The sequence below is a fragment of the Aliiglaciecola sp. SL4 genome (genome assembly GCF_041538045.1).
GTDB lineage: Bacteria > Pseudomonadota > Gammaproteobacteria > Enterobacterales > Alteromonadaceae > Aliiglaciecola.
Genome location: NZ_JBGOSE010000005.1, coordinates 177903 through 200784, shown reverse-complemented (window position 1 = coordinate 200784; position 22882 = coordinate 177903). Strand labels below are relative to the sequence as shown.

Annotated in this window: 21 protein-coding genes and 1 tRNA gene; 11 read left to right on the top strand and 11 right to left on the bottom strand. The window is 42.4% G+C overall.

Annotated elements, in window-relative coordinates:
• Positions 1–16: 16 nt before the first annotated feature.
• The 5 genes from AB6T38_RS09520 to recG all read right to left on the bottom strand — a co-directional run bounded on the left by AB6T38_RS09520 (position 17) and on the right by recG (position 5277).
• Entirely contained in the window at positions 17–1006 is a 990-nt protein-coding gene (locus tag AB6T38_RS09520; RefSeq protein WP_372547095.1) for a FecR domain-containing protein, read from the bottom strand.
• Positions 1006–1569, bottom strand: coding sequence for an RNA polymerase sigma factor (locus AB6T38_RS09515; protein ID WP_372547094.1), 564 nt, complete (start codon positions 1567–1569; stop codon positions 1006–1008). The genes AB6T38_RS09520 and AB6T38_RS09515 overlap by 1 nt, the downstream gene beginning before the upstream one ends.
• Before the next feature lie 383 nt (positions 1570–1952).
• Positions 1953–2426, bottom strand: a complete 474-nt coding sequence (locus tag AB6T38_RS09510; RefSeq protein ID WP_372547093.1) for a peroxiredoxin — start codon at positions 2424–2426, stop codon at positions 1953–1955.
• Positions 2427–2444: 18 nt separating this feature from the next.
• Positions 2445–3209 carry a class I SAM-dependent methyltransferase gene (locus tag AB6T38_RS09505; RefSeq protein WP_372547092.1) on the bottom strand — a complete coding sequence of 255 codons (765 nt, stop codon included), beginning with the start codon at positions 3207–3209 and terminating at the stop codon, positions 2445–2447.
• The gene (gene recG / locus AB6T38_RS09500; RefSeq protein WP_372547091.1) at positions 3202–5277 is read right to left on the bottom strand and encodes an ATP-dependent DNA helicase RecG; all 2076 of its coding nucleotides are present in this window, start codon (positions 5275–5277) and stop codon (positions 3202–3204) included. The genes AB6T38_RS09505 and recG overlap by 8 nt, the downstream gene beginning before the upstream one ends.
• A gap of 293 nt (positions 5278–5570) precedes the next feature.
• On the opposite strand from recG, the gene AB6T38_RS09495 reads away from it, so the two are divergent.
• A complete protein-coding gene (locus AB6T38_RS09495; protein ID WP_372547090.1) occupies positions 5571–6893 on the top strand; it encodes a mechanosensitive ion channel family protein in 1323 nt (440 codons plus the stop codon).
• An 83-nt stretch (positions 6894–6976) separates the two neighbouring features.
• Here AB6T38_RS09495 and AB6T38_RS09490 read toward each other — a convergent pair whose 3' ends face one another.
• The 6 genes from AB6T38_RS09490 to gmk form a co-directional block, all read right to left on the bottom strand.
• Complete coding sequence (locus AB6T38_RS09490; protein WP_372547089.1) at positions 6977–7606, bottom strand: peroxiredoxin-like family protein; 630 nt, start codon at positions 7604–7606, stop codon at positions 6977–6979.
• A 1260-nt stretch (positions 7607–8866) separates the two neighbouring features.
• Positions 8867–9553 (bottom strand): tRNA (guanosine(18)-2'-O)-methyltransferase TrmH, encoded by a 687-nt coding sequence (gene trmH / locus AB6T38_RS09485; RefSeq protein ID WP_372547219.1) that lies wholly within the window; start codon positions 9551–9553, stop codon positions 8867–8869.
• Positions 9554–9601: 48 nt separating this feature from the next.
• Positions 9602–9988, bottom strand: coding sequence for a RidA family protein (locus AB6T38_RS09480; RefSeq protein ID WP_372547088.1), 387 nt, complete (start codon positions 9986–9988; stop codon positions 9602–9604).
• Between the two features lie 11 nt (positions 9989–9999).
• A complete protein-coding gene (gene spoT / locus AB6T38_RS09475) occupies positions 10000–12117 on the bottom strand; it encodes a bifunctional GTP diphosphokinase/guanosine-3',5'-bis pyrophosphate 3'-pyrophosphohydrolase (RefSeq protein WP_372547087.1) in 2118 nt (705 codons plus the stop codon).
• Positions 12118–12225: 108 nt separating this feature from the next.
• Entirely contained in the window at positions 12226–12495 is a 270-nt protein-coding gene (gene rpoZ, locus AB6T38_RS09470; protein ID WP_348493657.1) for a DNA-directed RNA polymerase subunit omega, read from the bottom strand.
• 106 nt (positions 12496–12601) lie between these two features.
• Positions 12602–13246: a guanylate kinase gene (gene gmk, locus AB6T38_RS09465; RefSeq protein ID WP_372547086.1), complete on the bottom strand. Its 645-nt coding sequence runs from the start codon at positions 13244–13246 to the stop codon at positions 12602–12604.
• Positions 13247–13326: 80 nt separating this feature from the next.
• Here gmk and cyaY point away from each other — a divergent pair, with 80 nt between their 5' ends.
• The 10 genes from cyaY (at position 13327) to AB6T38_RS09415 (ending at position 22324) form a co-directional block, all read left to right on the top strand.
• Positions 13327–13641 (top strand): iron donor protein CyaY, encoded by a 315-nt coding sequence (cyaY, locus tag AB6T38_RS09460; RefSeq protein WP_372547085.1) that lies wholly within the window; start codon positions 13327–13329, stop codon positions 13639–13641.
• 22 nt (positions 13642–13663) lie between these two features.
• On the top strand, positions 13664–14335 hold the full coding sequence (locus tag AB6T38_RS09455) for an alpha/beta hydrolase (protein WP_372547084.1): 672 nt from the start codon (positions 13664–13666) through the stop codon (positions 14333–14335).
• 498 nt (positions 14336–14833) lie between these two features.
• Positions 14834–16315, top strand: coding sequence for a DASS family sodium-coupled anion symporter (locus AB6T38_RS09450; RefSeq protein ID WP_372547083.1), 1482 nt, complete (start codon positions 14834–14836; stop codon positions 16313–16315).
• A gap of 216 nt (positions 16316–16531) precedes the next feature.
• Positions 16532–16978 (top strand): YHS domain-containing (seleno)protein, encoded by a 447-nt coding sequence (locus AB6T38_RS09445; RefSeq protein ID WP_372547082.1) that lies wholly within the window; start codon positions 16532–16534, stop codon positions 16976–16978.
• A gap of 117 nt (positions 16979–17095) precedes the next feature.
• A complete protein-coding gene (gene hemC / locus AB6T38_RS09440) occupies positions 17096–18022 on the top strand; it encodes a hydroxymethylbilane synthase (protein WP_372547081.1) in 927 nt (308 codons plus the stop codon).
• A gap of 5 nt (positions 18023–18027) precedes the next feature.
• Positions 18028–18762 carry a uroporphyrinogen-III synthase gene (locus AB6T38_RS09435; RefSeq protein WP_372547080.1) on the top strand — a complete coding sequence of 245 codons (735 nt, stop codon included), beginning with the start codon at positions 18028–18030 and terminating at the stop codon, positions 18760–18762.
• 1 nt (position 18763) lies between these two features.
• Positions 18764–20005: a uroporphyrinogen-III C-methyltransferase gene (locus tag AB6T38_RS09430; protein ID WP_372547079.1), complete on the top strand. Its 1242-nt coding sequence runs from the start codon at positions 18764–18766 to the stop codon at positions 20003–20005.
• Positions 20002–21174, top strand: a complete 1173-nt coding sequence (locus AB6T38_RS09425; RefSeq protein WP_372547078.1) for a heme biosynthesis HemY N-terminal domain-containing protein — start codon at positions 20002–20004, stop codon at positions 21172–21174. The genes AB6T38_RS09430 and AB6T38_RS09425 overlap by 4 nt, the downstream gene beginning before the upstream one ends.
• Before the next feature lie 227 nt (positions 21175–21401).
• A complete protein-coding gene (locus tag AB6T38_RS09420; protein ID WP_372547077.1) occupies positions 21402–21986 on the top strand; it encodes a TetR/AcrR family transcriptional regulator in 585 nt (194 codons plus the stop codon).
• A 261-nt stretch (positions 21987–22247) separates the two neighbouring features.
• Positions 22248–22324 (top strand) — tRNA-Arg (locus tag AB6T38_RS09415).
• Positions 22325–22882 lie beyond the last annotated feature (558 nt).

The following is a 22882-nucleotide window of genomic DNA, read 5'->3' as shown; positions in this document are numbered from 1 at the left end:
AATATAAAACCCTCCGTTATTTTTTTAATAAAATAATACGATCGTTGTTTACCTGTGCTTCTATGGGTAATGTTGCTTCAAGTGCAGTTACAATGGCATCACCATCTGACAATTTAAACACACCACTAATTCGAAGGTTAGCTAACTTTTCGTCCATTTCTATTTTTTTACTTCTGTATCGATTAAAACTGCGGATAACTTTTTCTAATCGCTCGTTATCAAAACGCAGGTAGCCTGTTCGCCAACTCTGAGCTTTGGCAACGGTTGTTTCATTTTTTTTGGCGATGATGGCATTGCTATTATCAAAGGAGGCAATAGCACCCGCCTCAAGGTAAACCTGCTCGCTCTTTTCCATTTGCTTATCAGTGCCGCTTTTTGTGCTTTCTTCAATAGCCACAACCCCTTCTGAAACAGCGATATCAAAACCTGACTGGGATAACTTTATATTGAATTGGGTTCCTACAACTCGCACCACTTTTGTACCAGTATGGATCAAAAAGGGACGTGATGAGTCTTTAGCAATGTCGAAAAAGGCCTCACCACTTTGCAGCCACAACTCTCGATAGTTATCGTTAAACTCGACGTCAATTTGGGTGTTGGTATTTAAGCTAATTGTCGAACCGTCAGGTAAACCCACACTGCTAATTTCACCCACTGCGGTTCGGTAGGTACTAGGCTGTTGATTTAGTGGTGATGTGTCAACCTTAGGACTTTTTGTAAACAACATAAAGCAGAACATAAAAACAAAAATGGACGCTGCCAAATAGCGCATACGGTAGAAACGTTTTTCTAATTTTTGTCTCCACCCTACATGAGGTGAAAGTTCAGCTGATACATCCCAAACTGCAAGGGCTTGGTCAAATGCCATTTGATGGGCTTCACTTTCATCACACCAACTGATAATACGTTCTTCTTCCTTGGACATCAGCTCACCAGAGTAAAGGCGAACAACGTAATCACTCGCTTGTTTATTTATTGCGTTGATATGCCTTAAATCAGTAGTCATTATTTGTGTACCTTATTTCGAATAGCGATGAGGGCAGCAGAGATGTATTTTTCAACCGTGCTAACGGAAACCCCCATTATGTCGCTTATTTCTCGGTAAGCTTTTCCTTCGACTCGACACATCACAAAAGCAGTTTTGTGCGCAGGATTAATGTTGTCTAGTACCTTTTCAATATCATGTAACTTTTCAGCAATATTCGCTTGCTCTTCTGGTTCGATAGCTTTTAAGGAACAAAGGGTATCAGCAAAAGATTCATGAGCATCATGAGCACGAACTTTGGCCCGCCTTTCTCTATCTATAATCTGGTTTGTGACCACTTTAAATAGAAAACTGCGAAAAGTGTCTTGCCGATCTTCTATTTTTTCTGCCAGCCCCTTGAGTGAAAACAACTTTGTATACATATCTTGAAGTATGTCGTCGGTTTCCGATGTATTGGCTCTTGCTCGAACACGTATAAAACGACGAAGTGCTGCTTCATGCTCTGAGATGAGATCATACAATGCGCCATTATCATTTGCTGAGTGGGCTATTGCTGAGTGCTGATTAATATAAACAACTTTCACTGTATATTTTTCTTCTTCATCTCGGAATTACCTATTAATACGCAACAGAGTATAAAACCCTCCATTTTTTTTGAAAAAAACTAAATTGATTAGCGATCTTTCACGGGGCTAAAGCACCCGCCTACAGTGCATGGATTTAGGCCATACAACCTCGCTCCGGCCCTGTAGCATGGCCTTTAGGCCATAGATGTAACGAATGATAAATCGCAATCGCGGGGCTAAAGCACCCGCCTACAGGTTGTAGCATGGCCTTTAGGCCATAGATGTAGCGAATGATAAATTGCAATCGCGGGGCTAAAGCACCCGCCTACAGGTTGTAGCATGGCCTTTAGGCCATAGATGTAGCGAATGATAAATTGCATTCGCGGGGCTAAAGCACCCGCCTACAGTGCATTTAACATAGTTTCGGCATCGCTAACTTCGAAGGTTCCAGGCTCTTCCTTATTGAATATTTTAACTTCGCCGTTGTCGACTAACATGCTGTATCTGCATGATCGCACACCGCCAAAATTACCTGTATCGATATTCATCCCAATTGCGCTAGTAAAACTACCGTCGCCATCAGCTAACATCAAAATATTGTCAGCATTTTGTTGTTTTCCCCAAGTGTCCATCACAAAAGCATCATTTACAGATAAACAAATTATCGTGTCTACACCTTTTGCTTTTATTTTGTCGCTTAATGCCACGTAGCCAGGTAAGTGGGCTTGCGAGCATGTTGGTGTAAATGCACCAGGAACGGCAAACATTACTACTTTTTTATCTTCAAAAAGGTCGCTGGTAGTAAATGTTTTCATTTTACCATCTACTCTTGCGGTAGTTTCGGCTTCTGGCAACTGACTTCCAATGCTAATCATAGCGTTCTCCAATTAATTTTAAATATGGGTAAAATAGACATCAAACCGAAGCTTTTTACCTTTGATGGACATATTTGGTTCATTTTCTTGTAAATAAGGCGCAGATTCTGGCCTTTTTACCACAACTCGTTGTTTCGCGAGGCCCAATGCAGGTCCCAGTAAATCATCTGCATCTTCATCGGCCCCTAGTAACGCTTGAAACAAACGCATTTCTTTCTTCACCAACGCTGATTTCTTGCGATGGGGAAACATAGGGTCTAAATACACCACATCGGGTTGCATTCCTTGCCAATTTGCTAACAAATTGACGGCTGAATCATGAAAAAGTGCCATACGTTGAGGCAACCAATCACCTAAAAGTGGATGGGCTTCAGCACGACGCAATCCATCACTCAGTAACGCTGCAACCTCTTTAGATCGCTCTATCATATCAACATGACAGCCAAAGCTAGCGAGAATAAATGCATCTCGCCCTAAACCAGCGGTGGCGTCTAACACGCGAGGAAACACATTTCCTTTAATCCCCACAGCCTTAGCAATGGACTCTTTGCGAACGCTGGTTTGCTGTCGCCTAAAAGTCAATATATCCGACGCGAAATCCACATAAACTGCACCTAATTTAGGCTCATCTAATTGTTTGAGAGCTAAATTGTCTTGATCTAGCACTAACGCTAAGCCGTTCGTTTGCTGATTATCAATTTCCACTCCCCACTTTGTTTGCCAAGCTCGGGCTTGTTCCTGCAACAATGGATTTTCCGGTTCGGATAATAATAGCTTAAGCATGGCCATAACGCTCTTTATGTCCTAACCATCGATTAATAATGGCTTGAGATTTTGACGGATAGTGTTGCCACATATGATCAGCAATATTTTGTACCTCTGGTATGAGCTCTGCATCACGAATTAAATCGGCGATTCGTAAATCTGCTAATCCCGTTTGTTTGGTTCCCAGTAGCTCTCCTGGTCCGCGAATTTCGAGATCTTTTTGAGCGATATAAAATCCGTCATGGGACTCACGCAGGACACTTAAGCGTTTACTGGCAGTTTTCGATAGCGGGCTTTGATACATCAACACACAATGACTTTCCACCGAGCCTCGACCCACTCGTCCACGCAATTGGTGCAATTGAGCCAATCCAAGTCGCTCTGGGTTTTCAATAATCATCAAGCTGGCATTAGGCACATCCACTCCCACTTCAATGACTGTGGTAGCAACTAGTAAGTCTAATTCACCCCGCTTAAATTGCTCCATAATTTGCTGTTTTTCTTGGGATTTTAAACGACCATGCACCAAGCCAACGTTTAATTCAGGCAACGCGGTATTCAATGCAATGGCTGTATCTTCGGCGGCCTGACACTGTAATACTTCTGATTCATCAATAAGGGTACATACCCAATAGGTTTGTCGTTTTTGATTAACGGCCGCATTGCGCACCCTTTCTATCACCTCGCTTCTGCGGGTATCCGGTAGCACGACTGTGGTGATAGGTGTGCGGCCTGGGGGTAACTCATCAATTATAGAAGTATCAAGGTCAGCGTAAGCGGTCATAGCTAACGTTCGAGGAATAGGTGTTGCGGTCATAATTAATTGATGAGGAAATGCGCCTTGTTGCTCGCCTTTTTCCCTTAGCGCTAAACGTTGATGTACTCCAAACCTGTGCTGCTCGTCAACAATCACTAGGGCCAATTTATGGTATTCCACGGCGTCTTGAAACACCGCATGAGTACCGACTAACATATCAATCTGGCCACTTTTCAATTCATCTAAGACCGATTCTCTGGCTTTGCCCTTCAATTTACCCGCCAACCAGCCGATTCGAATATTTAAAGGTGAGAGCCAACCGCTGAAGTTATTTGCATGTTGTTCTGCCAAAAGTTCAGTTGGGGCCATCATCACCACTTGAAAACCTGCGCCTATGGCAGATAAAGCGGCCATTGCGGCCACTAGGGTTTTACCCGAGCCCACATCGCCTTGTACTAAACGCATCATCGGAGCGTCTTTTAGCATATCATGTTGAATCTCAGCCACCACTCGTGATTGAGCATTAGTGGGTGAAAAAGGTAAGCTTTCTAAAAATTGGCCAAGCAATTGGGTGGAAACAGGTATTGAAAAGGTTTGTTGGCGCTTACTTTGTTGACGAACCTTTAACACACTTAAGTGGTGAGCTAGCAATTCTTCAATAATTAATCGCTGTTGCGCGGGATGTTTACCTTCATCTAGCAACGTCAACGCTACATCAGGCGGGGGACGATGAACTAAGGTTAGGGCATCAACAAGGCTAATTTGGGCTGCATAAAGATTATCAGGCAATAGTTCAGCCAGGCCGCCCTGTTTTAATTTCGTTAAGGCTTGTTCACTCAAGTTGCGTAAGGTGAGTTGTTTAACTCCCTCTGTTGTAGGATAAACTGGCGTAAGGGACTCTTCCAATTCGCTTACTGACTCATTCCGTTTTACACGATACTCTGGATGCATCATCTCAAGACCAAACTTACCTGCACGCACCTCGCCAAATGCCCGAATAGTAGTGCCTTTTTCTAAGCTATTTTTTTGTGCAGCCGAAAAATGGAAAAAACGTAGGGTTAGACTACCGGTATTGTCACTAACACGCACCACCAGCATACGTTTGCGACCGAACTGCACCTCGCAAGACATGACTTCAGCTTCAATACTGGTATGCAAAAAAGGCTGCAAATCACCAATGGGATAAATGCGCGTACGGTCTTCGTAACGAAGGGGCAAGTGGAATAACATGTCCTGAATGGTAACTAATCCAATTTTTTCGAGCTTTTCAGCGACTTTACTGCCTACACCTTTTAGCTCGGTTAATTTTGTTATTGCCAGAGATTGCATCTGAGCCTTTTTAATTCAGAACCACACAACCTGTTATTCTGCCTTACAGTGAGCAGAATACAACTATTCTGAAAGCTAAAAATTCAAAACCTCGTTAATCAGCCATTAATAGACACGGAAATGAGTGAATTTGCCTGCAATAAAAGTTGTTTTCTTTGGGGTTAAACTGAATGGTTTACATCGTCTACAATTAATTGAATTGAAGACTAAAATTCTGTTTCAAACTGAATCACCTATACGGATTGAAGTTATTCATTCATAGTGAGCTTAGAAAACAGAAAATGTGAGTGTTTATGAACTTGGAAACCGTTTCCATCCGTGCTGAAGAACTGTGGCAATTTGCAATTACTGGCTTAACCGACACCAATACTTATGTTCAAGTGACGATAGTAATTTTAGTCTATTTGTTGGCTTTTTGGTTGGCAGGCAAAATTCGAAATACCGTTGGCCTCACCCACCATGAGCCTGACCTAAGCGCCCACCCAATGCGTAAACTAGCCTATCGAGTTGGCTATTTGGTATACCCGTTAATTGCGTTAGTAGTCTTAAAGGTGATCATTGAAACCAGCGCAAATAACGGATTTCCCACATGGTTTTTAGATACCGCATTAACCATTGCCGTTTTACTGTTTTATTATTCTATGATCCGAGTTTTAGTTGTGAACCCCGTCGCTGCAAAGCTCTTTAAATGGGTTGGCATACCAATTCTACTGTTGCATTTAATAGGCTCTCTAGGCGCAGTGATTATGGCTCTTGAAGATATTTCACTAACCTTAGGTAACGTCAACATTACAGCCTATGGCGTAGTCCGAGTACTCATTTTTGGTGCGGTGCTTTTTTGGTTAGGACGTGCCTCTAATAGTTTTGGCAAAGACATCATTCGCAAACAAGAGTCTATCGACATTCGAACCAGAGAAGTCTTTTCGAAACTCTTTGAAGTAGCCTTATTTTGTATAATTGCTCTACTACTTTTGAATGTAATGGGGATAAATCTTACAGCGCTTGCTGTTTTTGGTGGGGCTGTTGGAGTTGGATTAGGTTTAGGGCTTCAATCCATCGCCTCAAATTTTATCTCTGGCATTATAATTTTATTGGATCGTTCATTAACCGTTGGCGATTTTGTAGAGATGGACGACGGTAGCAAAGGGTTTGTACGTGAGTTTAGAATGCGCTACACGGTACTAGAGACCTATGATGGTAAAGACATTCTAGTACCCAATGAAAAGTTTATATCTAATTTAATTGTTAATTGGACCCACAAAGATCCTAAACAGCGCTATAGAGTGGACTTTTCCGTACCCTACGCCACTGACATTCGTGCCATGGTAGAGTTAATTAAAGAGGCCGTGGCGGAACACCCCTCGGTGATAAGCGGTATGGATGTGCCATTTGAAGAGCGTCCTGATTGCGAAATCGATAGTTTTGGCGACTCTGGCGTAAATATGTTTGTAGAGTTTTGGATGGAAGGTATTGATGATGGTAAAAACCGTGTGGGCGGTGATTTGATGTTGATTATCTTTGAAACACTGCGAGAAAACGGTATTGAGATACCCTTCCCTCAACGTGAAGTGCGAATTCTTAACGACGAGTTGCTAAAAGGCAAAACCACTACTTAAAAAACAGAGTCGAAATCAATCATATGATTTCGACTCACTATTTTCTCAACGCTAATTCTGTATGGAGATTTGGTAGTAAGTATTTACAAACTCAATTTAGCGGCTTGTAAAAGCAGTTCAGCCGAAGGTCTTACTCTGAAATTTGGATTAACATAGTTAAATTTAATTAAGCCAGTTTTGTCAGTAATAAACACCGAAGGTGCAGGCAATACCGCACGGTTGCTGCCACTCTCTGCAGTTAATTCAATATTCTTTTTAGCTTTATAATTTTCTTTTGTTTTATTTGGGACGTAAAACCCGATGCCAAAGCCTTTAATAGCTTGTAGGCTCTCATCAGATAATAGTTGAACTGCAAATTCAGTTTCGAGTTTTTGTTCTTGTAAGCGTGTTGGTGATTCTGGCGAAATAGCTAGAATTTGATAACCCATTTCAAGTAAAGGCTGTTCGATATCTTTCAATTCTGCCAACTGACGGCTGCAATAAGGGCACCAGCCACCGCGATAAAATAAAATGATGGTTGGTTGTTGCATCACCATAGCTTGAAGGCTTACCGGCGCTCCCCCCGCGGTGCGCAAGGTTACACTGGGGATCGTTTGCCCATTTAATAATGGCGTAACGTCTTCTGAAGATTCAGCAATAACCGTGCGATCCAACGCAAACAGTTGTACCGAAACAAGCATAAGAAAAACGCCAATAAAGTGAAGGGGTCGCATAGTAGTGTTCCTTTGAAAGTTAATAACAAAAACGACAATGTAGCATGAGCTTTAGCCCATGGGAAAGGGACATATGGCGCTTTTGTAGCATGGCCTTTAGGCCATGGATCTAGAGAATAATAAATTGCAAACGCGGGGCTAAAGCCCCCGCCTACAGGTTGTAGCATGGCCTTTAGGCCATAGATGTAGCGAATGATAAATTGCAATCGCGGGGCTAAAGCACCCACCTACAGGTTGTAGCATGGCCTTTAGGCCATGGATCTAGAGAATAATAAATTGCAAACGCGGGGCTAAAGCTCCCGCCTACAGGTTGTAGCATGGCCTTTAGGCCATAGATGTAGCGAATGATAAATCGCAATCGCGGGGCTAAAGCTCCCGCCTACAGGTTGTAGCATGGCCTTTAGGCCATGGATCTAGCGAATGATAAATTGCAATCGCGGGGCTAAAGTACCCGCCTACAGGTTGTAGCATGCCCTTTAGGCCATAGATGTAGCGAATGATAAATTGCAATCACGGGGCTAAAGCACCCACCTACAGGTTGTAGCATGGCCTTTAGGCCATGGATGTAGCGAATGATAAATTGCAATCACGGGGCTAAAGCACCCACCTACAGGTTGTAGCATGGCCTTTAGGCCATGGATGTAGCGAATGATAAATTGCAATCGCGGGGCTAAAGCTCCCACCTACAGGTTGTAGCATGGCCTTTAGGCCATGGATGTAGCGAATAATAAATTGCAAACGCGGGGCCAAAGCACCCAACTACAGGTTGTAGCATGGCCTTTAGGCCATAGATGTAGCGAATGATAAATTGCAATCGCGGGGCCAAAGCACCCACCTACAGGTTGTAGCATGGCCTTTAGGCCATGGATGTAGCGAATGATAAATTGCAAACGCGGGGCCAAAGCACCCAACTACAGGTTGTAGCATGGCCTTTAGGCCGTGGATCTAGCGAATGATAAATTGCAATCGCGGGGCTAAAGCTCCCACCTACAGGTTGTAGCATGGCCTTTAGGCCGTGGATCTAGCGAATGATAAATTGCAATCGCGGGGCTAAAGCTCCCGCCTACAGGTTGTAGCATGGCCTTTAGGCCATAGATGTAGCGAATGATAAATTGCAATCACGGGGCTAAAGCACCCACCTACAGGTTGTAGCATGGCCTTTAGGCCATGGATCTAGCGAATGATAAATTGCAATCGCGAGGCTAAAGCTCCCGCCTACAGATTGTAGCATGGCCTTTAGGCCGTGGATCTAGCTCCCGCCTACGGGGTTTTGAATTGTAGCGCTTGCCACCAATCGTTGTCGGCGACTATGCTGCCTTGTTCGTCGATATGTGGGTATGGCAGATTTTTTTCGTCACAAAGTCTGCGGAAGTCGGGGTAACCTCGTTCGAACAGCATTTTCTGACAATCCGATTCCTCCAGATGCTGAGAATCATACATACCTGCAATTTGTCGTTGCCGCTGGGCTTCGTATAAAACAAGGGCGGCGGCAACACTAACATTGAGGGATTGCACCATTCCGACCATCGGAATCACAATTTCTTGATCAGCTAATTCAATGGCTTGTTGCGTAGCACCGTACTTTTCTTGGCCTAAAATTATCGCAGTTGGCTTAGTATAATCGACATCTCGAAAATCCACGGCTTCATCTGACAAATGGGTCACAAGTACCTGCATGTCTTGGCTTTTCAAATGACTAACCGCATCGCCGATACTCTGATGGTTCTCCATGTACACCCAATTCTGGCTGCCCATGGCGGTGCCACCGCGTAACTCTTTGGTTTCGTCATCCCAGACTGCATGAACTCGATGAATACCTACGGCATCACAACTTCTGACTACAGCGGAAACATTATGGGGTTTATGCACTTGCTCTAAACAAACGGTTAAGCTTGTTTGTCGCTTGCGTAGCACATCCCGAATTTTTTGATAACGTTCTGGTGACACTGACACTAAAAAAACCTCTAACTAAAAACTACGTTTTCTAACGCAATATCACTCAGGCAATTCCATTACACCGTCAATTTCGATTTGTGAGCCTTTAGGTAACTCTTTCACACCGATAGCTGCTCTTGCAGGATATGGCTGCTTAAAGTATTGGCTCATCACTTCATTAACTGTAGCGAAGTTGGATAAATCCGTTAAAAATATATTCACTTTAACTAAGTCATTGGTAGTGCCACCAGCAGCTTCACAAACAGCGGTAACATTATCGAAAACCTGAATGGCTTGGGTTTTAAAATCGTTCGATACCATTTCCATAGTTTCTGCTACCAAAGGTATTTGGCCTGACAAATATACAGTTGTACCCGATTTCACGGCTTGGCTATAAGTACCAATAGCTTGCGGGGCCCGGTTAGTGTGGATTACGGACTTTGACATAATTTTTTACCTTAGTTGTGTCGAATTTTACTATGACGAGAGACTTTTTGTACTTCCGGCATAGAGCGAATTTTTCGCATTATCTTCGCCAGATGTACGCGATTTTTGGTGGTTAACTCAATATCAATGTAATAAACATTGCTTTCTTTTTCTTCGGTTTGTAAGCCAATTATATTGGAATCACAAGAAGCTACGGCATTGGTTAACGTGGCTAATGTGCCTTGGTGATTAATAAGTTCTATTCGAACTGAAGCTTTGAACTCACCATGGGCTTCATTATCCCAATGCATAGGCAATACACGTTGTGGTTCTTCTTTGCTTAACTTACGAATATTGCTACAACCAACCTGATGAATAACCATGCCTCGCCCTGGACTTAGAATGGCAATAATTTCATCACCGGGAATGGGGTAACAACATTTAGGATAAGTAACTAATAGGCCTTCAGTGCCTCGGATAGCGACATTGCGACCTTTTTCCGGTAGCACTTCAGACTCACCCAACAAACGTCGAGCAACAATCGCGCTAAGCTCGTTTCCTAAACCTATTTCTGATAGTAATTCGTCAAAAGAATTATGCTTAGTTTCCGCCACAACACGATCTCTATCTTGTTGAGGAATATCGTCCAATCTTCTAGCCCCTAAAGCGTGGCGCAATAAACGATTCCCCATGCTAATCGCCTCTTCAGACTGCTGGCGTTTAAGGTATTGGCGAATATTTGCACGGGCTCGGGCACTAACCACAAAATTAAGCCAGTTAGCGTTGGGCTTCGCCCTTGGAGAGGTAATAATTTCCACTAATTGACCGTTTTGCAGTGGCTTGTTCAGGGAATAATTTCGTCGTTCAACCCGCACACCTACACAAGAATTTCCCACATCAGTATGCACTGCGTAAGCAAAATCCACAGGCGTAGCGCCCATAGGCAATTCAACAATGCGTCCGTCTGGCGTAAAAACATATATTTCGTCAGGGAATAAATCGGTTTTAACGTTTTCAATAAATTCGAATGATGAGCTAGCACTTTGCTGCAACTCTAATAAAGACTGCATCCACTTACGCGCTCTAACTTGCGCCGTAGTGCCCTGTTGAGTTTCACCGTCGTCTTTATAAATCCAATGGGCGGCCACACCTTTATCAGCCATCTGATCCATTTCATTGGTTCGAATTTGAATCTCCACGGGAATACCATGGGGTCCGATAAGAGAGGTGTGTAATGACTGATAACCATTGGTGCGAGGAATGGCTACATAATCTTTAAAGCGTCCTTCAATGGGTTTGTATAACCCATGCATTGCACCTAAACCACGATAGCAATTATCTACAGAGTTGACGATAACTCGAAACGCATAAATATCCATGACTTCGTTGAACAGCAGCTCTTTGTTCTTCATTTTTTTATAAATGGAATACAAATGCTTTTCACGGCCAACGACTTGAGCTTCAAGGCCATTGGCTTGTAAGCGAGTTTCGACTTCATGGCGGGTATTTTCGATAATTTCTTTGCGATTACCCCGAGCTTGCTTAACTGCCGCCGATAATGCTCTGTGACGCATGGGATACATCGCCTGAAAACCTAAGTCTTCTAATTCATTTTTTATATCGTGGATACCAAGACGGTGGGCGATGGGAGCATAAATTTCGAGGGTTTCTCTGGCTATTCTGCGACGTTTGTCCGGTCGCAAAGAACCCAAAGTGCGCATATTGTGGGTTCGGTCAGCAAGTTTAATCAGGATGACACGAATATCTTGCACCATAGCCATCATCATTTTGCGGAAGTTTTCGGCTTGGGCTTCTTGTTTGGTACTAAACTGGATTTTATCTAGTTTAGATACACCTTCAACTAAATCACCAACAGTTTCACCAAATGCTTCCACCAAATCTTCTTTAGAGTAGTGAGTGTCTTCAATAACGTCGTGTAACAATGCAGATTTGATGGATTCTTCATCTAGGTGCATATCGGCAAGAATCCCTGCTACCGCAACGGGATGGGTAATGTAAGGATCACCGCTGGAACGCATTTGTCCATCGTGTGCATCTTTAGCTAAAACGAAGGCAGCCTCAATCCCCTCAACGGCGTCTAGAGGTAGGTAATCACTTAGTTTGTTTTTAAGGCCTTCGAATAAATACACTTAACACATGCTTTTAGTTAACTTTGCAGTTAAGAATACGAGGATTTTGTTAGATTGTCAGCCAATAAGTTCATCCTGAACTCATATGAGTTCAGGATTGGCTTAATTTTACTCAGACAGGATGTTAGCAACTGATGAAAACTCAGCTTCATCGTGCTCTTGTTGGTCACGAATTGCTTCAGCTGCAATTGTTGATGCATCAACAAAACCTTCTTCAATTTCACGAAGAGAGATTACTGTGGGTTTGTCATTTCCCATAGGAACATGAGCTTCTTTGCCTTCAATAGCAATCTGACGTGCGCGCTTAGCAGCAACTAATACTAAATCAAAACGATTGCCAATTTTATCTACGGCATCTTCTACTGTTACACGAGCCATATATTTCTCCGAGGTGGTCGATATGTCTAAAGGTGTTCAAAAAAAGGTCGAGTAGTTTACGTTTTTATCGGCCTAAAAGAAAGATCTTTCACGATCATTCGGCGGATTATTTTCCAAGTAAATTGGCAAATAAACCTGCATGACGGATAACCTGCTTCTCTTTCCTAAGTCTGCGAGCGCTTACTATCGAGTCTAACTCATTTAAAGCTGACTCAAAATCATCGTTTACCACGATAAAGTCAAATTCGTGATAATGAGAGATTTCTGACTCAGCTTCTTTCATTCGTTGTTGGATCACTTCCTCTGAGTCCTGATTTCGTTGGGTTAACCGACGAAAAAGTTCATCACGAGAAGGCGGTGCAACAAAAATAGTCGCAGTGTCAGGAATTTGTGCTTTCACCTGACGAGCCCCTTGCCAATCAATATCCAAGAAGATATCGGTGCCTTGTTTTAGGGTTTCTTCAATTACCACACGTGACGTGCCGTAATAATTACCGAATACCTCTGCCCATTCGAAAAACACTTGTTGTTTAATGTTTTCTTCGAATTCCTCTCTGGAAACGAAATGATAATGTTGCCCATCAACCTCTCCCGGCCTAGGAGCGCGAGTGGTATGAGAAACAGAGACCTGCATTTTGTTACTGTGCATGGTCGACTCACTATGCCTTTCAATTAATGCATTAATGAGACTAGATTTACCCGCTCCTGAGGGTGCGGCCAAAATAAATAAATTACCGGGTGCTTTTGCCATAAATTTTTATAAAATAACTGTCGCGAATTTTCAGCAATGTTAACATATTCTGACTTATTACCTAACTAGCGAATCTCGAAATGAATGACAGCCAGTATCACCAACTTGTAGATGACATGTTTATCCAATTGGAAGAAGCCTTAGACGCATGCGAAGTGGATATCGATTATGAATCGGCAGAAGGGATATTAACCCTAGAATTTTTGAACAAAACCAAGATCATTTTAAATAAACAAGCACCTTTGCACCAACTATGGGTGGCCACCAAATATAATGGTCATCATTTCAACTTTGAGGATGGCTTGTGGATTGACGAGCGCACCGGTGTTGAGTTTTGGTCATTTATTGATGAAGCAGCCAGCAAACAAGCAGAACAACCCGTAAAATTATCTTAAAAAGATCAAAGGAAGCAGCTAAATGAGTGAGCAGTTATTGCCCTACGTAGAAGTGAATCCCAAAAAGCCACACGATGCTGTCGTAATTTGGATGCACGGTTTAGGAGATTCAGGTAATGGTTTTGCGCCAATTGTACCTGAATTGAAGTTGCCTGAAAGTATGGCGGTTCGTTTTGTTTTTCCCCACGCTCCCGTTAGACCCGTAACCATTAACAATGGCATGCCAATGCGCGCATGGTACGACATTAAAACCATGGATTTTAATAATCGCGCCGATGTAGATGGTGTTTTGGACTCAGCCGCTAAAGTTGCACAATTAATTGAAGCGGAAAAAGCCAAAGGCATACCAGCAGAACGCATAGTGTTAGCCGGGTTTTCGCAAGGCGGCGTAATTGCCCTTCATTTAGGCACTCGCTACCCAGAAAAACTAGCTGGGATTATGGCACTTTCAACTTATATGTCTGAACCAGATAAGTTTGCCAACGAAGTTCATGAAGCCAACAAAAATACACCGATACTTTGTGCTCATGGGCAACAAGATGAAGTGGTTCCGATGTTTTTAGGACATGGATCCTTTAAGGTACTCGAAGATCTTGGTTACCCAGTAAAGTGGAAAGAGTATGCGATGCAACACAACGTTTGCCCACAGGAAATTAAAGACGTTTCTCAGTGGTTACAGGAGCGTTTGGGCTAACTCCACGATGTTGCTAAACCAAACTTACACTTGTCAGCGGTTAAATATCGCGCTATATGTACAAAAAGAAGGTTGGTTTAAGCAGAACCCAAATACAGTTAGTAACTAGGTTAATAAAAGTACACAATTTATGTAGTTAAATTTAAGCCTACTCCAAGATAATTGGCGGTGGGCAATACCAAGATTGACTGCAGCGTCTAGCAAGCCTCGTTGACCTAGGAGGTTGGTATTCCAAAAGGAATATCAATTTCAACCAAGCTTATCACTACCTTCTTCAATACCTTTATCTATAAAAAATAGAAATTCGGCTTCGCCCTAGTGTGCGTAATTTATCGGCTAAAAGAGCACCGTTGGCGGACAGAAACTTTGGAACCTTTTCCAATGCCCTCATTGCTTGCTGATCTAGTTTTTACGTAAACTATGAAACAAAGCTTTAAAATTCGTTCTACAAGTGGACACCTTGCCCGCTTTCAACCATATCGATGTTAAGGCAGCAATATGAGTAATAGCTTACCGGATACAACCGAACAGCAACGTGGTCAATATCAAAAGATTGGCCTGCTTGCTGGACCGGCATTATTCGCGCTAATGATGCTTTTAGGAGTGAATCAAACCACGATGGATCCCACTGCATGGCGCGTTGCCGCTGTGGGAATATGGATGGCAACTTGGTGGGCCACTGAGGCTGTACCCGTGCCCGTTACCGCATTTTTACCCATAGTTACTTTCCCTGTTCTTGGTATTAGTTCCCTAGCCGATGCCACATCCGATTATGCTAACCCGATTATTTATTTGTTTATGGGCGCATTTATTTTAGCTCTGGCGGTAGAGCGTTGGGAGCTGCACAAACGTATTGCTTTAGTAATTTTGTCTTATACCGGCACCGATGCAAATCACCTCATTGGCGGTTTTATGATAGTCGCCGCGTTGTTATCTATGTGGATGACAAATACGTCGACCACTATGATGTTAATGCCGATCGCTTTATCAGTTACCCACGTTATTGCTGAACACAATCCCCATTTAAGCAAACAACAAACCAAATCTTTTCAAGTTGCCATGTTATTGGGGTTGGCCTATGCCGCTACCATAGGCGGTCTTGCCACTTTGGTAGGTACACCACCTAACGCATTATTAGCTGCGTTTCTAAGTGAAAATTACGATATTAAACTCACATTCGCCAGTTGGATGGCGTTAGGCGTGCCAGTCACCCTCATTATGTTGCCATTAGCTTGGTGGTCGTTAACGCGCTGGAGTTTTCATATTGATATCCCTAAAAACCCCGAGGTGCAGGATCATCTAACCGAATTACGCAGGAACCTTGGCCCTATGACGAAAGCCGAAAAGCGAGTTGCCATTGTGTTCGCTTTTGTTGTGCTGCTGTGGATTGTTAGACGCCCTCTATCAGCGTTACTTGGCATTGATTTTTTATCCGACACCGGCATTGTAATGTCAGCCGCCTTACTCTTATTTTTATTACCAAGTGGCAACAAAACTCAGCCGCAAATCATGATTTGGGAAGATGTAAGTAGATTACCTTGGGGCGTCCTCATTTTATTTGGCGGCGGATTAAGCTTAGCTGCAGCTGTCTCTTCCTCTGGACTTGCCAGTTGGTTAGGAACGAGTTTGATGCCACTGGGGGCATTAGGTGTGTTTACCCTTGTTATTGCCGCCACAGCATTGGTCATATTTCTCACTGAGCTCACCAGTAATGTTGCCACAGCAGCCACTTTTTTACCTGTTGTTGCAGCGGTTGCGTTTGAGCTTGGCGTGTCGCCGTTGCTGCTATGTATTCCTATTACTTTAGCGGCAAGTTGTGCATTTATGTTACCTGTAGCAACACCTCCCAATGCCATTGTATTTGCTTCCGGTGTAATCACCATTCCACAAATGGTTAGAGCTGGGGTGATGCTTAATATTGCCGGCTTAGTGTTGTTGAGTGCGGTATCTATTTGGTTAGCACCGTTAATATTCCTATAAAGTGAATGGTAGTAGGCGATTACTGACTAGCCCAAGCTCGAATCAAATCTAGTTTGGGCTAGTGAATATTTCTGCAATTTCATGAAAGGCTTTTTGTCATTGAATTCGCCATTAACGATTCACAAATTCACGCTGTGATAAAATTGTGATGAAATTTTTAATCTGCATCTCCGGTATTGTTAGTAACCTTAATATACTTTTTAAAACGGATTGATCATGAACTACTTGAAAGCTTTAATATTTACCGTAACAACTCTCTTTTTTACCACCGCCAATGCATCTGACCCCATTGAAACGGGCTTTTTTAATAATTACGCAATTTATGGTTATGACACTGTGGCTTACTTCACACAAAACAAAGCAGTAAAAGGTAATAAACAAATCAGCTACGATTGGCGCGGCGCCCAATGGCATTTTTCCACAGAAGAACACAAAGCGATGTTCGTGGCCAATCCAGAGAAATTTGCGCCCCAATATGGTGGTTATTGTGCTTATGCGATGGCCGATGGTAATTTAGTTGGAATAGATGAAGAGGCATTTACCATAGTAAATAACAAACTTTATCTTAATTACAGTATTAGCGTGATGAAAAAGTGGCTCGAAAATAGAGATGAGTACATTCGAAAAGCTGACGCACAATATCCTTTAGTGGTGGATTTTTAGACTTTTTCCATTGCGATTGATGTAGATCAGCCTGGTTATCCGCTTTTTTACAACTCTGCTGTACCAATCCGCTCAGCAAAACCTTAAAATGGAATCAAAAGGTTAACCGGATTGTTTATGACTCGCTCAGTAATTAAAATTGCTACCCGAAAAAGCGCCCTTGCTCTTTGGCAGGCAGAATTTGTTAAAGCTGAATTAGAAAAAGCGCACCCTCACATTGCCGTTGAGTTGGTTCCAATGACAACTAAGGGTGATGTGATCCTCGATACCCCCCTTGCTAAGGTCGGCGGTAAGGGATTATTCATCAAAGAATTGGAAGTGGCTATGCAAAAAGGCGAAGCCGATATTGCCGTGCATTCCATGAAAGATGTTCCTGTAGAATTTCCCGATGGTTTTGGCTTGCACGCCATTTGCCAACGGGAAAATCCATTAGATGCTTTTGTGTCTAATGATTACGAAGATATTGTTTCCCTGCCCAAAGGCGCAGTTGTTGGCACCTCAAGTTTACGTCGCCAAGTACAAATCAAAGCGTATCGTCCAGATATTCAAATAAAAGATCTCCGTGGTAACGTCAATACGCGTTTAGCAAAGCTAGATGATGGCCAATACGATGCCATTATTTTAGCGTCTGCTGGTTTAATTCGTTTAGATATGGCCGACCGTATTCGTCAAGAAATTAGTAGCAGAGTATCATTACCCGCTGTTGGTCAAGGTGCCGTTGGGATTGAGTGTCGCACGGATGATGCAGAGCTAGTTGCGTTGTTACAACCCTTGAATCATCCGCAAACTGCAGTTCGAGTAATTGCCGAACGTGCACTAAACGCTAAGTTGCAAGGAGGCTGTCAGGTTCCCATCGGTAGTTTCTGTGAAATCGTCGACAATCAACTACACTTGCGTGGTTTGGTAGGTTCAATTTCAGGTAAGCAAATTATTATGGCAGATCAATATGGTGATATTGCTGAACCAGAACAATTAGGAATAGCTGTGGCTGAAAAGCTGCTGGAACAAGGTGCGCAAGCGTATTTAGCTGAAGCATACGTCTAACGTTAATGTCTATTTTATTACTGCGGCCAAAGGAAAAATTCGAAAAAAGCACAGGGTATATGCAGCGCCATGGCATTAACGCCGTAGGTGTGGGACTGATTGAAATAGACATCAATCACCACACTTTACAGCAATTTTCGAATTCAATATTGGCCTTAGATAACGAGCAAACTAGCTTTACTAAGTGTATATTTGTTAGTACGCACGCTGCTGAAATTGTAATTAATGGTGTGCCAGATTGGCCGTCAGAACTTGAGGTTTTTGCGGTGGGTCCAAGTACTGGCCAATGTTTAAGCCAGTTGAGCGAACAGGTTATTGTACCTGACATGGCAAGTTCAGAGGGCTTGTTATCACTACCACAATTGCAAGATTTATCGAATCAGCGGATATTTTTGTTAAAAGGCGTGGGTGGCCGTAAAATATTACCCACTGAACTGCAAAATCGAGGGGCAGTGGTAGAACAGATTAATCTTTATAATCGTTTGCCCTGTATAGATTATTCGCAAACAGAAGAATGGCAGCCACAAGACATTCAATGTATTGTGGCCACAAGTGGCGAAATTATCCAGGCAGCATGGGACAAGTTTAACCACAAATGGTTAAAATCTACACCTTGGATCATGGTTAGTCAGCGTCTAGCCGATTATGCAGCTAAACTTGGTATACAGCAGGTATATCTGAGTGCTGGTGCAAGAGATGAGCAACTCAAAGACGCAATCAATCAATTTTTGGAGCGCTAGAATGACGGAAAAAGACAAACTCACCGCACTCGAAGAGGAAATGAAAGCCTTAGAGATCGAGAACGCATCCTACGTCGAAGATAAAGAGCCCCCTAAGGCCAAAACTAAATCCGACAAGAAACCTGCAGTGAAAGCGCAGAGCAAGGTTGATAGCAAACCAGCTCCTAAAGCCGAACAACCGCCATATACGCCCAAGCTCAAAAGCACTCCCCAAAAGGAACAACCTGCCAAGGGGAAAGCCAAAACTGGCTTCTTATGGTTTATCACACTAATTAACTTACTTTGTTTATTGGCTATTGCCGCAGCCGGATATTGGTTTTGGCAGCAGTGGAATAATACTCTCAATTCCGAAAATGCGACTTTGACAGAACAAAGTGACAGCATTTCAGAGCAAGGGCGTACTATTGATCAATTAAGTCGACAGTTGCTTGAACAACAAAGAACACTTTCTGCGTCCATTGATAAACAAAATGAATTAGCCAACCAAGCTTTGACCCAAGCACAATCGAATAGCAGAAACCTGGCTGAAGTGTCTGGCCGTCGCCCCGCAGATTGGCTTTTAGCAGAAGCGGACTATTTAGTGCGAATGGCTGGCCGCAAACTTTGGTTGGAAAATGACGTTCGTACAGCAGTGTCTATGCTGCAAGCAGCCGATAGTCGGTTACAAGACTTGGCAGATCCATCCCTATTGCCTGTACGACAATTTATTGCCAGCGATATTCAAAACCTGCAACAGATCAATCAGGTTTCATTAACCTCAATCGCTTTATCGTTATCTGGCATGGTGCAGCAAGTTAACAATCTGCCCCTGTCATTACCGGAAGTGGAAGTAAAAGGCTTTGAACCAGAAGAGCTCACTGGAATGGCTAGAGTTTGGGCGTATATTGAAAGTAACTTTAAATATCAAGCCAATGAAGGCCCAGTTGAGCCACTGTTATCGCAACAACAACAATGGTTAGCCAAAGAACAATTGCGTTTTGCACTAATGCAAGCACAAACCGCCATTATGAAAGAACAAGACACTCTGTTTAAACAAAGCTTACAACGAGCAATTGGTTTAATTATGCAGCATTATGATCTTGAAACCACCGAAGTAGCAGGCATGGTAGACGCTCTGCGTAATTTAGAACAAACCGAGGTAGCGCGTAAATATCCTCAACAACTCGATGCGGCAAAACCACTACAAGACATATTAGAAGACCGAATGAGCAACGCATTCTCAAACGGGAAGTTTGAACTATGAAAAAAATCATTCTGCTATTAATTATTATTGGGCTGATTATTGTAGGTTTGTATGCTGGCCCTAGTTTAATCAATTACCAAGGCTATTTTTTGATAGCCCTTGAAAGTGGTACTTACCAAGTCTCCATTTTTGGTTTTGTGGTTTTAGTGGCGACTCTATTTTTTGCCACTTGGTTAACCATCATTGTGATTAAAAAACTCATAGATATTTTAGCTGGGTCTCAAGATTGGTTGTTTGGCTTTAGTAGCAGACGCAAACAAAAGGCTTTCACCAATGGTTTAATCTTCTTAGCTGAGGGTAACTATTTGGATGCGAAAAAATCCTTAAAAAAAATCCGCAATGAAGATTTCGATGGGATCAATTTGTTAGCTTTAGCTGAAGCAGAGGCACAACTAAATAACAAACCTGACGCCCGTGACCTATGGTTTGAAGCAGCCGAAAAGGACAAAACCAAATTAGCTGCCAATCTGTGCCTGATCCGTGATTTGGTGCTGGAAAATCAAGGTGAGCAAGCACTCACATACATAAATTATGCACCAGAGAAGGTACAAAAAGATCCAAATATCATCAAATTATGGGCACGAGCCCTTGAACAGACCGGCCGTTTTACAGTGCTAAAAGAACATGTGAAAAAATGGAAAAAGCCACTTGGTGAAGAATACGATTATTGGTTATTGAAAGCATCTAAAGGTGAGTATGCTGAGATTGCCAGTAAAGAAGGTGCCATCAAATTGAAAGAAAAATGGCAGTCTTTGCCCCGGGGTGTCCGTAAAGAATCTGGTCAGGTTGCCGCATATGCTCAGCAATTAATTGACCAAGAAATGTATGAAGAGGCACAAACCATTTTAGTGAATAGCCAAAAAAGTGGTCCAGTTCCTGTTCTCTATAATATGTATCGTCAGCTTAAAAATACCCAAACTAATGGCGCAGTAAAGCAGTTAGAGGGTTGGCTTAAGAAAGACGATTCGAATGTTGATTTGCTCTCTACACTTGGGCAACTTGCGTATAATTCTGACGATTTTATGCTTGCCGAAAAAGCCCTTTCTAAGGCCATTAAGCTTGCAAATGAACGTCGTGATGTACTCCTGCTAGCGCAAATTAAAGAAGCCCAAAAAGACAATATTCACGCCTTAGAACTCTATAAACGCACAGTTTTAAGCACTGAATAATGGCGCTGAAAAAGCGCCCTTTTCATTTATATATCAATCACTACAATAATCAATTTAAACACCCAATCAGATTATTGTAGTGATAATTACATTAATTTTTTATTAGCAAATTATCGCTTATTCAACATCTAATAAAATCAGCTCTAATTTATCCCGTAAGCCTTGTAAAATAGACTTTTGTAGCGTTTAATACATTTATAAAATTAACTAATTAAAAGACTTTTGTAATGAGTGATACAAATACTTCCACAACACGGGGTAGACCGAGAAAACTCGATACACAAGAAGGTCTAAAAAAGGCCCTCACGCTATTTCAAAATTACGGTTTTGAAAATGTTTCAGTGGCAGAACTCAGTGCCACATTAAATGCCACCGCCACTTCAATTTACGCCACATACGGAAACAAAGAAGCGCTTTTTCTAAAAGCACTCGAGTTGTACCAAACACAATTTTTAACAAGCCTTGAAAAGGTACTCGCAGAATCTCAAAACCCAAGCGAAATGTTTAGAAATAGTCTTGAGATGTGTCTCGAATTTTACCTAAATGAGAACCGCAGAAGCGGCTGTCTAATTTTGCAAGGTCACCTATTTTGTCGCAACAAAACGCTGCTAAGTGAAATCAGCAAACTACAAAATGAATTACAAACCAGATTAAAAGATCGCTTACAAAAATTAGGCTCAGAAAGCCCAGAAGAACTTGCCGATGTTTTAATCACCCTCATGGGTGGCATCGCCCTTTCGGTAAAATCCGAATCCGACGAAGACAAACTTTATACCACCCTCGAATTTTTCTGCACCGCGTTTGAGTGCTAAAAGTTTTGAAAATAAAGTACCCACTCCAAGAGTTAATTCCCGTTACCTTGCTAGTTTTTTGCAGGACCCAACAAGCAAAATTAATAGCAAAGACTAAATGAGCAGATTCAAATTTGTAAGTAAGTGTTTACTACAATATATTTTGCACAAAAAACCAACTTATCCCACAAATCCAACTAAAAACATCCAGTATCCGCCGGATAATTAAAAATAACAGTGGAAAATTCCCAGGTTTTCATTAAGATCACGCCTGCTTCCAGCGCACCCGTAGCTCAGCTGGATAGAGCGCTGCCCTCCGGAGGCAGAGGTCAGAGGTTCGAATCCTCTCGGGTGCGCCATATCGTGCTAATTTTTTAAAACTCTCAGGTCAGCAAATTTTCTACTTTTCCAATATTTCCTGTTACGAGCACCCTGCAGATTTGAACTCATTGTTCGACTAATTTGTCTGGAACAAATTAGGACATGCACAGCATAGTCGCGAAGCGACGAAGCACAGGGATGTGCGGAGCAATCTCGCCGGGTGCGCCATTCTTATGGTCCTACAGCAATATTGGTTACTAACATTTTTTCTTTTGTGACAGATTTGGGACATCAAATTTTTCCAAAGATAAATAATGGATATAAAATCTTCAGTTTTGATTAAACTAACTTCTAAATACAGAGATAAATTTCTCGTAAAAATTAACTTTATTTCTTGCCAACATTACATTGAATACCAACTTCACAATGTAGCCATCATTAATTCTACACTGGGAAGTAAATGATATTTCAACGTATGTTAAACGCGGTAAACGCTGGCAAGTAAAGGTTCGCATAAGCGATTCTCCTAATTTGTCAAAAAGCTTTAGTACTAAGAATGAAGCAGTTGTTTGGGCAAGAGGTATTGAGAACGAAAT

What these genes read in the sequence shown, in the direction of transcription:
- cyaY (WP_372547085.1), top strand. Translation starts at nt 13,327, where the DNA reads ATGAATGACAGCCAGTATCACCAACTTGTAGATGACATGTTTATCCAA.
- rpoZ (WP_348493657.1), bottom strand. Translation starts at nt 12,495, where the DNA reads ATGGCTCGTGTAACAGTAGAAGATGCCGTAGATAAAATTGGCAATCGT.
- AB6T38_RS09425 (WP_372547078.1), top strand. Translation starts at nt 20,002, where the DNA reads ATGAAAAAAATCATTCTGCTATTAATTATTATTGGGCTGATTATTGTA.
- AB6T38_RS09435 (WP_372547080.1), top strand. Translation starts at nt 18,028, where the DNA reads ATGTCTATTTTATTACTGCGGCCAAAGGAAAAATTCGAAAAAAGCACA.
- AB6T38_RS09450 (WP_372547083.1), top strand. Translation starts at nt 14,834, where the DNA reads ATGAGTAATAGCTTACCGGATACAACCGAACAGCAACGTGGTCAATAT.
- AB6T38_RS09445 (WP_372547082.1), top strand. Translation starts at nt 16,532, where the DNA reads ATGAACTACTTGAAAGCTTTAATATTTACCGTAACAACTCTCTTTTTT.
- gmk (WP_372547086.1), bottom strand. Translation starts at nt 13,246, where the DNA reads ATGGCAAAAGCACCCGGTAATTTATTTATTTTGGCCGCACCCTCAGGA.
- AB6T38_RS09505 (WP_372547092.1), bottom strand. Translation starts at nt 3,209, where the DNA reads ATGCTTAAGCTATTATTATCCGAACCGGAAAATCCATTGTTGCAGGAA.
- AB6T38_RS09430 (WP_372547079.1), top strand. Translation starts at nt 18,764, where the DNA reads ATGACGGAAAAAGACAAACTCACCGCACTCGAAGAGGAAATGAAAGCC.
- AB6T38_RS09510 (WP_372547093.1), bottom strand. Translation starts at nt 2,426, where the DNA reads ATGATTAGCATTGGAAGTCAGTTGCCAGAAGCCGAAACTACCGCAAGA.
- AB6T38_RS09495 (WP_372547090.1), top strand. Translation starts at nt 5,571, where the DNA reads ATGAACTTGGAAACCGTTTCCATCCGTGCTGAAGAACTGTGGCAATTT.
- recG (WP_372547091.1), bottom strand. Translation starts at nt 5,277, where the DNA reads ATGCAATCTCTGGCAATAACAAAATTAACCGAGCTAAAAGGTGTAGGC.
- AB6T38_RS09420 (WP_372547077.1), top strand. Translation starts at nt 21,402, where the DNA reads ATGAGTGATACAAATACTTCCACAACACGGGGTAGACCGAGAAAACTC.
- AB6T38_RS09520 (WP_372547095.1), bottom strand. Translation starts at nt 1,006, where the DNA reads ATGACTACTGATTTAAGGCATATCAACGCAATAAATAAACAAGCGAGT.
- AB6T38_RS09455 (WP_372547084.1), top strand. Translation starts at nt 13,664, where the DNA reads ATGAGTGAGCAGTTATTGCCCTACGTAGAAGTGAATCCCAAAAAGCCA.
- AB6T38_RS09480 (WP_372547088.1), bottom strand. Translation starts at nt 9,988, where the DNA reads ATGTCAAAGTCCGTAATCCACACTAACCGGGCCCCGCAAGCTATTGGT.
- AB6T38_RS09490 (WP_372547089.1), bottom strand. Translation starts at nt 7,606, where the DNA reads ATGCGACCCCTTCACTTTATTGGCGTTTTTCTTATGCTTGTTTCGGTA.
- hemC (WP_372547081.1), top strand. Translation starts at nt 17,096, where the DNA reads ATGACTCGCTCAGTAATTAAAATTGCTACCCGAAAAAGCGCCCTTGCT.